The organism is Pseudomonas sivasensis (assembly GCF_052938085.1).
In genome coordinates this window covers 100,455-111,535 of record NZ_CP176442.1, presented here as the reverse complement: position 1 = coordinate 111,535, position 11,081 = coordinate 100,455, and the positions used below count along the sequence as shown (strand labels likewise).

10 protein-coding genes are annotated in these 11,081 nt (G+C 57.3%); 3 read left to right on the top strand and 7 right to left on the bottom strand.

Annotated elements, in window-relative coordinates; all coding sequences use genetic code 11:
- Window positions 1–89: 89 nt before the first annotated feature.
- From ACKZ62_RS00535 to ACKZ62_RS00525, 3 genes are all read right to left on the bottom strand, one after another.
- Entirely contained in the window at window positions 90–806 is a 717-nt protein-coding gene (locus ACKZ62_RS00535) for a fimbria/pilus chaperone family protein (RefSeq protein WP_081797568.1), read from the bottom strand.
- A 98-nt stretch (window positions 807–904) separates the two neighbouring features.
- On the bottom strand, window positions 905–1,627 hold the full coding sequence (locus tag ACKZ62_RS00530; RefSeq protein WP_447096208.1) for a DUF1120 domain-containing protein: 723 nt from the start codon (window positions 1,625–1,627) through the stop codon (window positions 905–907).
- Between the two features lie 63 nt (window positions 1,628–1,690).
- Entirely contained in the window at window positions 1,691–2,335 is a 645-nt protein-coding gene (locus ACKZ62_RS00525) for a DUF1120 domain-containing protein (protein ID WP_447096207.1), read from the bottom strand.
- A 504-nt stretch (window positions 2,336–2,839) separates the two neighbouring features.
- Between ACKZ62_RS00525 and ppx the strand changes: the two genes are divergently transcribed.
- Complete coding sequence (gene ppx / locus ACKZ62_RS00520) at window positions 2,840–4,342, top strand: exopolyphosphatase (RefSeq protein ID WP_032884523.1); 1,503 nt, start codon at window positions 2,840–2,842, stop codon at window positions 4,340–4,342.
- 127 nt (window positions 4,343–4,469) lie between these two features.
- On the opposite strand, the gene ppk1 is transcribed toward ppx, so the two are convergent.
- Entirely contained in the window at window positions 4,470–6,692 is a 2,223-nt protein-coding gene (ppk1, locus tag ACKZ62_RS00515; protein ID WP_095185182.1) for a polyphosphate kinase 1, read from the bottom strand.
- Window positions 6,693–6,710: 18 nt separating this feature from the next.
- Window positions 6,711–7,724 carry a porphobilinogen synthase gene (gene hemB / locus ACKZ62_RS00510; protein ID WP_447096206.1) on the bottom strand — a complete coding sequence of 338 codons (1,014 nt, stop codon included), beginning with the start codon at window positions 7,722–7,724 and terminating at the stop codon, window positions 6,711–6,713.
- Between the two features lie 207 nt (window positions 7,725–7,931).
- Here hemB and ACKZ62_RS00505 point away from each other — a divergent pair, with 207 nt between their 5' ends.
- A complete protein-coding gene (locus tag ACKZ62_RS00505; RefSeq protein ID WP_032884326.1) occupies window positions 7,932–8,567 on the top strand; it encodes a DedA family protein in 636 nt (211 codons plus the stop codon).
- Here ACKZ62_RS00505 and ACKZ62_RS00500 read toward each other — a convergent pair.
- Window positions 8,548–9,783, bottom strand: coding sequence for a sterol desaturase family protein (locus ACKZ62_RS00500; protein WP_447096205.1), 1,236 nt, complete (start codon window positions 9,781–9,783; stop codon window positions 8,548–8,550). The two genes, ACKZ62_RS00505 and ACKZ62_RS00500, sit on opposite strands and share 20 nt — an antisense overlap.
- 116 nt (window positions 9,784–9,899) lie before the next feature.
- Between ACKZ62_RS00500 and elbB the strand changes: the two genes are divergently transcribed.
- Window positions 9,900–10,565 (top strand): isoprenoid biosynthesis glyoxalase ElbB, encoded by a 666-nt coding sequence (gene elbB, locus ACKZ62_RS00495; RefSeq protein ID WP_447096204.1) that lies wholly within the window; start codon window positions 9,900–9,902, stop codon window positions 10,563–10,565.
- 58 nt (window positions 10,566–10,623) lie between these two features.
- Here the strand turns inward: elbB and ACKZ62_RS00490 are convergent, their stop codons facing one another.
- Window positions 10,624–11,079 carry a YaiI/YqxD family protein gene (locus ACKZ62_RS00490; protein WP_032884331.1) on the bottom strand — a complete coding sequence of 152 codons (456 nt, stop codon included), beginning with the start codon at window positions 11,077–11,079 and terminating at the stop codon, window positions 10,624–10,626.
- Window positions 11,080–11,081 lie beyond the last annotated feature (2 nt).

Here is an 11,081-nt window from a genome sequence, read left to right as displayed (position 1 = left end):
TTGAACTTAAAAGGCGCTGCGGCCTTTTTACCCCCACACCGTTTTTTACCAACAGCGCCGGTAACCTCGTTTATTTTTCCCATACGAGGTCAAGGCATGTTGGCTAGGAGCAAGGCATCGTAGTTGTCTACGGTAAATCCATAAACAGTGGCAGGCATGATGGTGACTGACGTGGCATCAGGGTGAGCGCTTGAAAATTCAGCGCTCAGCACCTCACCCGGCAAGATATAGGTGCGTGAAAGATAGGCTTTGGCTTTTTGCGGGTTCAGTTGCACCTCGGCGGCCAAACGAACGACATAGGGACTGTCGTTATGCACGCTCAACGTTTTGCCCTGCAGGCGCCAGGTCAGTAACTCCCAAGGCGCATTGTGCTGTGGCAGTCCCTTGGGATGGAGAATCAGCGGCAGGTTTTGTCGCAGGCTGATACCGATCGTCGCACCCGAGCCTGGCTGGGTTTGTGGGATACCCTCGAAGGTGACACGCTTCAAACGCTGAGTCTTGAGCGGTTCCTTGCCAATCAACATGAACCTCACCATTTGCAGTTGGCCACCATCCACCCTTGCAACCGGGGGAGTGACAACCACCAAGGGTTCCAGGTCTTCCGGAACATCTTCAATAGCCGAATGGAGTAGCGCAGGCCCGACGTCAGTATTCTTGACGTTAATACTGGCCTCACCATCGGACTCATTTAGCACAATGACAGTGGTTTCAGGCTCCATGCCATCGGCGTACGCCACACCGCATAAAAGAAAGTTAACGCACACGCTAAACGCTAAAAAGAACTTCGACTTGGAGACGATACACATCCGACGTTTCCTTTACTTCGAACACAGCAAAACAGTCAGAACACGTTAAAACTTCAAACACCTAAAGTCTCAACGTGTGCTGACCGACTCAACATTGCTTACAAGTAACGTAACTCTAAGGTGGCATGGCCATCAAGATTGATACCCTCACCGACGGAAAAAGCAGAGGTCTTGTTGATAACCCCTTGCACTTGCAAGTTTCCGGAAACCACTGAAAGCTTAATCGGCGTAGTGGTCCCAGACGCCCAGCTTGTCAAATGCGGAGGCTGTGCCAGGGCCCCGTCGCCGACGGACCAAGTAACGCCGTTATTGTTCGAACCATTAACCCTGACCGTTTTACCGTCAGCAACGGTATTGGCCATGAACATAACGTAACCGCCAACTTTCTCACCTTTGGATGACGTGCCTAGCCCATAGTTAAAGGTGTCAATATAGGTCTGATTAAATGCACTTCGCATCATACCAGGTACTTTACTGCTTGCACGATTGTCCTGTGTCTTGATGCTTACCAAAGTAGGCGCATCGCATTTGACGGTAAAAGGCGTGCTTTTTTTATCCAACTTTGTGTAATGGGTGGCACTTAGCGAACTCGGTCGAATCATACCGTAATCAAATACCGAGTTGACTATCGTAAAGCTGCAGCTTGCGGGCGCGATGGTTCCTTTAACACGGACATCAGCTGCTTGGGCATTGAGCCCCGTCGCAGCCAAACATACACCCATCATTACAATAATTTTATTTTTCAAACTTATCACCTTTAACAAAAAAATGGATAGCCACAGATAAAACTCGCCCATAGGCCTGGCACTGAAAAAATTCACTGCAGAGCGCCGTCGCCCCGCCGAAAAGCAATCAGCCCCAGTTGACCATTAGGGTAGTTATGTTCAGATGTACTTCAGTTCCAGCGTGGCATGACCGTCCAGCTTGATTTCATTACTGAGGCTGAGAGCGGATGTCTTATTAAGAATGGCCCGAACGTTTAGCGTACCGGACAGCGTGGAAAACTTCAGCGGTGTAAGGTCACCCGACCACCAGCTGGTCAAGACAGGAGTTTGCGCCATGGCACCGGCGATACCGCGCCAAACGCCACCATTGTCGAATGACTGCATAATATTGACAGCCTTGCCATCAGCCACCGAACTTCTCATGTATAAAATATAACCGCCGATATGTTCACCATTACCGGTATCACCAAGCCCGTAGTTATAGTTATCATTGTACTGCGAGCCATATTGAAGTGTTATGCCACCCACTTTACTTGCCGCACGATTATCCGTTGCACTTATAGCGACCCGAGCTTGTGCAGCACACTTTATGACGAACGGAGTGCTTTTGTTTGGTAACGGATTATATTGGGTGGCGCTTAAAGAGCTCGGATTGATTTTGCCATAATCAATGGTCGAATTTGTGAGTGTAAAACTGCAACTGGAAGGTGCAATGGAGCCTTTGACACGTAAGTCCGCAGCTTGAACGCTCAGGCAAGCAACTGCAAGGAACACGCCCCCAAACAAAGCACTTTTATTTTTCATATACAGTCCACCTTACTATCAAAGATCATTTATCCGCGTACAACTAAAAACTCAAACTATCTAAAAGCCAATCTTACAAACCCACATTTAAAAGCCGCCCACACCGAACGCTCAACTATAAATAAATAACACCTAGGCAAAATCGCCGGACCGAAGTATTAACACTCCACCCCTTCAATTAAACCGGAAAAAATATCAATGATTGTAAGAGTACTCAGCGGCAGCCATTCCACACTGGAATATTCGTTGTGCGAATCAAAACAACAACTTGGAGGACTAATACAGAAGCATGTAGGAATTAGTTACCAATCCCATAAATAAAGCCCCGGAAATCAAGGACTACGGCATCTGTTAACTTTGTAATGCAATCGTCATGAAAATCTCCTACAACCCGCATCGGCAATTTCCGCTGACGCCCTGATTGGAAATCCTATGGCGCTACGCGTTGGCGCCAGCGGTCGATCGTGGCACGATGGTCAGGTTATCGACCGAGACCCCCAAACCATGCCGCAATCCCAAGCCAAGAATCTGTCCCTGATCGCCGCCATAGACCTGGGTTCCAATAGCTTTCACATGGTCGTGGCCAAGGCCCAGAACGGCGAAATCCGCATCCTTGAACGGCTCGGCGAGAAAGTGCAACTGGCTGCCGGGATCGACGACGCCCGCCAGCTCAATGAAGAATCCATGCAGCGCGGGCTCGATTGCCTCAAGCGTTTTGCGCAGCTGATTAACGGTATGCCCCTGGGCGCGGTGCGGATTGTCGGCACTAATGCCCTGCGCGAAGCGCGCAATCGCGGCGAATTCATCCGCCGCGCCGAGGAAATCCTCGGCCACCCGGTAGAAGTCATCTCCGGCCGTGAAGAGGCGCGCCTGATCTATCTAGGCGTGTCCCACACCTTGGCCGACACCCCCGGCAAGCGTCTGGTGGCGGACATCGGCGGCGGCAGTACCGAGTTCATCATCGGCCAGCGTTTCGAACCGCTGCTGCGCGAAAGCCTGCAGATGGGTTGCGTCAGCTATACCCAACGTTACTTTAAGGACGGCAAGATCACTCCGGCGCGCTACGCCCAGGCCTACACCGCAGCGCGGTTGGAAATCATGAGTATCGAACACGCCCTGCACCGCCTGACCTGGGATGAGGCCATCGGCTCGTCTGGCACCATCCGTGCTATCGGCCTGGCACTCAAGGCCGGCGGCCATGGCACGGGTGAGGTCAACGCCGAAGGCCTGGCGTGGCTCAAGCGCAAGCTATTCAAACTGGGGGACGCCGAGAAAATCGACTTCGACGGCATCAAGCCCGACCGTCGCACCATTTTCCCGGCCGGCCTGGCGATTCTCGAAGCCATCTTCGACGCCCTCGAACTGCAACGCATGGACCACTGTGACGGCGCCCTGCGCGAAGGTGTGCTCTACGACCTGCTGGGCCGCCATCACCACGAGGACGTACGTGAGCGCACGCTCAGCTCGCTGATGGAGCGTTATCACGTCGACCTGGAACAAGCCGCCCGTGTGGAACGCAAAGCCTTGCACGCGTTCGACCAAGTGGCCGAGGACTGGGACCTGGAAGACGGCGTATGGCGAGAGCTGCTGGGCTGGGCCGCCAAGGTGCATGAGGTAGGCCTGGATATCGCCCACTACCATTACCACAAGCACGGCGCCTACCTGATCGAGCACTCCGACCTGGCCGGTTTCTCCCGGGAAGACCAGCAGATGCTCGCACTGCTGGTGCGCGGTCATCGTCGCAATATTCCCAAGGATAAGTTTGCCGAGTTCGGTGATGAAGGCATCAAGCTGATCCGCCTGTGCGTACTGCTGCGCTTCGCGATCCTGTTCCACCACATTCGCGGCACCCAGGAAATGCCCCAGGTGAGCCTGCGCGCCAATGGCGAGAGCCTGGATGTCGTGTTCCCGAAAGGCTGGCTGGATGAGAACCAACTGACCCAGGCGGACTTCGCCCAGGAAGCGGAGTGGCTGACACGAGTGGGGTTCAGCCTGAACCTGCGATAGAGAACACCGAAAACAACTGTGGGAGGGGGCTTGCTCCCGATGGCGGTAGACCAGTCAATGAATCTGTTGACTGAGACTCCCTCATCGGGAGCAAGCCCCCTCCCACATTTTCAGACCGCGTCGGTGCTTAGTTCACCGACAGAATCGGACTGCCCAACTTCTCCAGCAACGTCGCCTGCGCACTGCGTGGGTTCTGGTTGCCGGTCGGCGTGTTGCGCACGTAACGGCCGTCGGATTGCAGGCTCCAGCTGTGGGTGTTGTCGGTCAGGTAGCTTTCCAGCTCTTTCTTGACCCGCATGATCAGCTTCTTGCCCTCTACAGGGAAGCAGGTCTCCACACGCTTATCCAGGTTGCGCTCCATCCAGTCGGCACTGGACAGGAACATCTGCTCTTCGCCGCCGTTGAGGAAGTAGAACACCCGCGTGTGCTCCAGGAAGCGGCCGATGATCGAACGCACATGGATATTGTGCGACACGCCAACAATGCCCGGACGCAGGCAGCACATGCCACGCACCACCAAGTCGATACGCACGCCGGACTGGCTGGCCTTGTACAGCGCGCGGATGATCTTCGGATCGGTCAGCGAGTTGAACTTGGCAATGATGTGCGCCGGTTTGCCGTCGAGGGCGAACTGGGTTTCGCGGGCAATCATGTCGAGCATGCCCTTCTTCAGGGTGAACGGCGCGTGCAGCAGCTTCTTCATGCGCAAGGTCTTGCCCATGCCGATTAACTGGCTGAACAACTTGCCGACGTCTTCACACAAGGCGTCGTCGGAAGTCAGCAGGCTGTAGTCGGTATAGAGCTTGGCGTTGCCAGCGTGGTAGTTGCCGGTACCCAAGTGGGCGTAGCGCACGATCTCACCCGCTTCGCGGCGCAGGATCAGCATCATCTTGGCGTGTGTCTTGAAGCCAACCACGCCGTAGATCACCACCGCGCCGGCCGCTTGCAGACGGCTGGCCAGTTGCAGGTTGGATTCTTCGTCGAACCGCGCACGCAACTCGATCACCGCGGTGACTTCCTTGCCGTTGCGCGCAGCGTCCACCAGGGCATCGACGATTTCCGAGTTGGCGCCGCTGCGGTACAGGGTCTGGCGTACGGCCAACACGTGCGGGTCCTTGGCGGCCTGGCGCAGCAGGTCGACCACCGGAGTGAAGGACTCGAACGGGTGCAGAAGCAGGATGTCCTGCTTGCTCACAACGCTGAAGATGTTCTCGCTGTTTTGCAGCAGTTTCGGGATCTGCGGCGTGAACGGCGTGTATTGCAGCTCCGGGTGGCTGTCCAGGCCGGTGATGCTGAACAGACGCGTCAGGTTCACCGGACCGTTGACCTGATACAACTCGGTCTCGCCCAGGTTGAACTGCTTGAGCAGGTAGTCCGACAGGTGTTTCGGGCAGGTGTCGGCCACTTCCAGGCGTACCGCATCGCCGTAGCGCCGCGAGAACAGCTCGCCGCGCAGGGCACGGGCCAAGTCTTCGACGTCTTCGGAGTCGAGCGCCAGGTCGGCGTTACGGGTCAGGCGGAACTGGTAGCAGCCCTTGACCTTCATGCCTTGGAACAGATCATCGGCGTGGGCGTGGATCATCGAGGACAGGAATACATAGTTGTCGCCAGCGCCCCCCACCTCTTCCGGCACCTTGATGATCCGTGGCAGCAAACGCGGCGCCGGGATGATCGCCAGGCCGGAATCGCGACCGAAGGCGTCGATACCTTCCAGCTCAACGATGAAGTTGAGGCTCTTGTTCACCAGCAACGGGAACGGGTGCGTCGGGTCGAGGCCGATCGGCGTGATGATTGGCGCGATCTCGTCACGGAAATAGCGACGCACCCACGTTTTGATCTTGGTGGTCCAGTGACGGCGACGGATGAAGCGGACCTGATGTTTTTCCAGCTCCGGCAGCAGGATGTCGTTGAGGATCGCGTATTGGCGGTCCACATGGCCGTGCACCAGCTCGCTGATGCGCGCCAACGCCTGGTGCGGTTGCAGGCCGTCGGCGCCGGCTTGTTCGCGGGCGAAGGTGATCTGCTTTTTGAGGCCGGCAACACGGATCTCGAAGAACTCGTCCAGGTTGCTGGAGAAAATCAGCAGGAATTTCAGCCGCTCCAGCAACGGGTAGGACTCATCCAGCGCCTGTTCCAGCACGCGGATGTTGAATTGCAGTTGCGACAGCTCGCGGTGGATGTAAAGGCTGCTGTCATCCAGGTTGGTCACCATCGGCACTGGCGCCGGCGCTGGTACTTCGGCCACCAAGGCAGGCGGAGCCGGTTCCAGCTCCGGCGGGGTCTCGGCGACTTGTTCAACCACCGGGTGAGCGTCTTTTACTGCAACTTCGGAGAGTCCTTCGGTATTCATCGAGTGTTCCTGTGAGGGCTATTGTTGCTCTCTAAGCAATTGGGCGGCGCGGGCGGCAAAGTAGGTCAGAATGCCATCAGCTCCGGCACGTTTAAAGGCCGTCAGGGATTCCAGAATCACCCCTTCACTCAACCATCCATTCTGTATTGCAGCCATGTGCATGGCGTATTCGCCGCTGACCTGATAGACAAAGGTCGGCACCTTGAATTCATCTTTGACCCGCCAAAGGATGTCCAGGTACGGCATCCCCGGCTTGACCATCACCATGTCGGCGCCTTCGGCCAGATCGGCCGCCACTTCGTGCAAGGCTTCATGGCTATTGGCAGGATCCATCTGGTAAGAGGCCTTGTTGGCCTTGCCCAAATTCAGTGCCGAGCCCACCGCGTCCCGGAACGGGCCGTAGTAGGCGCTGGCGTACTTCGCTGAATAGGCCATGATTCGCACATTGACGTGGCCGGCCAGCTCCAGGGCTTCGCGAATCGCCTGGATGCGGCCGTCCATCATGTCCGAAGGTGCGACCACCTGGGCTCCTGCCGCGGCGTGGGACAAGGCCTGCCTGACCAACGCATCGACGGTGATGTCGTTCTGAACATAGCCGTCTTCGTTCAGGATGCCATCCTGACCGTGGGTGGTGAACGGGTCCAACGCCACGTCGGTGATCACCCCCAACTCAGGGAAACGCTCGCGCAGAGCACGTGTTGCGCGCTGGGCGATCCCTTGCGGGTTCCAGGCTTCGGCCGCATCGAGGGACTTGAGTTCAGCCGGCGTGACCGGGAACAGCGCCAACGCCGGAATCCCCAGTTCGACCCAACCCGCCGCCTCTTCCAGCAGCAGATCAATGGTCAGACGCTCCACCCCCGGCATCGACGCAACGGCTTCCCGACGATTTTCGCCATCGAGCACAAACACCGGCAGGATCAGATCATTCGTCGTCAGTACGTTTTCACGAACCAGACGGCGAGAAAAATCATCACGGCGATTGCGACGCAGACGAGTGGCTGGGAACAGGCGATTGGCAGGGGTAAAGCTCACGACAGACTCCTGAGCCCGGGTTTACGGGCGAGCGTTGCAGTTATAAGCGGCCATTATGACGAAGGTATGACAGTTGTGCTTATCGATGCGACCTGTAGTCGCATTCGTCGTTTATGTAGGAATTGTTCACTTCGTGACACATCTCGATACTTTCATGAATGTTCACGAAGGCGTAGGCTGCGCGTTCATTTCGCCAGCACCCAGACCATGCTTCAACAATTTCTGCATGACTTCGGCTACTTTGCCCTCTTCCTCGGGACGTTCTTTGAAGGCGAGACCATTCTGGTGCTCGCAGGCTTCCTGGCGTTCCGTGGCTACATGGATATCAACCTGGTGGTGGTCGTTGCCTTCTTTGGCAGCTACGCCGGCGACCAGCTTTGGTATTACATGGGGCGCAAGCACGGCCGCAAACTGCTGGCACGCAAGCCGCGCTGGCAACTGATGGGCGACAAAGCACTGGAACATATCCGCAAACACCCGGATATCTGGGTGCTGAGTTTCCGCTTCGTCTACGGATTGCGCACGGTGATGCCGGTCGCGATTGGTCTGTCGGGCTACCCGCCACTGCGCTACCTGATCCTCAACGGGATTGGTGCTGCCATCTGGGCAGCGGCTTTGGGTGCGGCGGCTTATCACTTCGGCGCAGTACTGGAAGGCATGCTCGGCAGCGTCAAAAAGTACGAATTGTGGGTGCTCGGCGCGTTGTTGTTACTAGGCTTTGGCCTGTGGCTGCGGCGCCGCTTCAAGAACGCTCGAATCGCCCGCCAGGCCTGTGCAGATGCCAAGGCCCGGCTCGCGGCCGAGCCTGCCTCGATCGAAGCGCCTAAGACACCAGTCGAGTAAGCCGGCTTCTACAGCAGTAGAGGCCGATCACGCTGAGCAGGCTATAACTCAGCAGCCCAAGCCAGCCCAAGTGGCTGGCCGGCCACAGCCCCACCTGCGGTGCCAGCCACACCAGCGGTACATTCAATGCCAGCCGTACCAGCTCAGCCTTCAAGGTCCACGGGCGATTCTCCAGAGCCACGCCCAACGTAAACAACCCAAACGCCATCGCGCCCCAGCCCACAATCAGCGCGGTGGCGGGCAAACCCTCGCCGAAATTCATCAAATAGCTGCCAAACCCCACATACGCAGCAAACTGTACGGCGATGTACACCTGTTGGCGCGCGTCCAGCGGCACGTCGAATTTGCGGAACTGGCTCAAGTCAGGCTTGGCCAGGGGGTATTTGGCCTTCACGTCAGCAGGGCGCCAGCCGGTGCGCATGAACCAGATGCGCAGCTTGTCCCACTTACTCTCGGTACGCCGCGCATCGCTCCAAAGCTGCGCATAAAACTGCAAGTTGGCCCACAGCGGGTTCCAACTCGCCAAGGGGGTCGTCACACCAAAAACCACCGGTTCGTTGTCGTCTTCTTCCTGGAAGGTGCCGAACAGCCGGTCCCAAAGAATGAACACACCGCCGTAGTTGCGATCCATGTAAAGAGCGTTCTGTGCATGGTGGGCCCGATGATTGGATGGCGTGACGAAGAACCACTCGAACCAGCCGAGCTTGGGCACATGACGGGTGTGCACCCAGAATTGATAGAGCAGGTTGAGCGAGGCGACGCTGATGAATACCAACAACGGCACACCGAGCACGGCCAGGGGCAGGTAGAAAATCCAGCTCAGCAGAAACCCGGTGCTGGTCTGGCGCAGGGCGGTGCTGAGGTTGTAGTCCTCGCTCTGATGATGCACCGAGTGCGCGGCCCACAGGATATTGCGCTCGTGCCCCATCCGGTGCAGCCAGTAGTAGCAGAAGTCGTAGAGCACAAAGGCGAAGACCCAGGTCCAGACACTCTGGGCAGGCAGTTCGATCAGCGCCAAGTGCTTGAGGGCGAATGCGTAGGTCAGCAGCCCGACGCCCTTGGTCAACAACCCCGTGGTGGTGGACAGCACGCCGGTGCTGAGGCTGTTGATGGCGTCCGCGACCCGGTAGTTGCGCTGACCGCGCCAACGGTCAGCGAGCAATTCCACCACGATCAGGGCGATGAAAAACGGTACCGCGTAAGGCACGAAGTCCATGAGCTAGTCCGGTCTATTGTTGTGGCATCAAGATTAGGTGCAGCGACGCGAGATCCCATTGGCAACAGGTTACAAATTAGTAGACATTTAACGCCAAGACCCCAGGAGAAATGCCCATGAGCAAAAAGATTGCAGTGATCCTTTCCGGCTGCGGCGTGTATGACGGCGCAGAGATCCAAGAAAGCGTGATCACCCTGCTGCGCCTGGACCAGCGCGGCGCTCAGGTCCAATGCTATGCCCCCGACATTCCACAGCTGCACGTAGTCAACCATCTCACCGGTGAAGAGATGCCTGAGTCACGTAATGTGCTGGTGGAGTCGGCGCGCATTGCCCGAGGCGAGGTGAAGGACATCAAACAGGCCAATGCCGAAGAGTTCGATGCGTTGATCGTGCCCGGCGGGTTTGGTGCGGCGAAGAACCTGTCGGACTTTGCTGTGAAAGGCGCAGAGTGCAGCGTTAATCCACAAGTATTGGCACTGGCTGAAGCCTTTGCCGAAGCCGGAAAGCCGGTCGGGCTGATCTGCATCTCACCGGCCCTGGCCGCAAAAATCTACGGCCCAGGGGTGACCTGCACCATCGGCAACGACACCGACACCGTCGCAGCCCTGGACAAAATGGGCGCCTCCCATCAGGAGTGCGCGGTTGAAGATATCGCCGAAGACACGGCGCGCAAGCTCGTGAGTACGCCGGCCTATATGCTCGGCAAGAACATCAGCGAGGTGGCTTCAGGCATCAACAAGCTGGTGGATCGGGTGTTGGAACTGACCCACGAAAACGACTGATCCGCTCACACAACACTAGATTGTGGTGAGCGGGCTTGCCCCGGGCGAGGTACGGAAGTCAGGCGGGGCGCATCAACTGGGTGAGGATGCGGTCGAGCGAGTTGGCGAACGCCTGCTTATCCTTCTCGCTATGGGGCGGCGGCCCACCGCCCATCTGGCCTTGCTCACGCAGATCGGTAAACAGGTTACGCACCGCCAACCGCTCACTCATGTTCGCGGGGCTGAACTCCTTGCCCCGCGGGTCGAGCGCCGTGACACCCTTTTTCACAAGGCGGTCGGCCAACGGCACATCGCTGCAGATCACCAGTTCGCCGGGCACGGCGTGCTCTACCAAGTAATCATCCGCCGCGTCCGGACCACTGGGCACCACGATCAGCTTCACGCAGGCAAAGCTCGGCTTGATCTGGCTCTGCCCAGCCACCAGCACCACCTCGAACTGGCGTTTGAGGGCAAACTTCACCACTTGGTCCTTGGCCGCCCGAGGGCAGGCATCGGCGTCAATCCATACCCGCATGG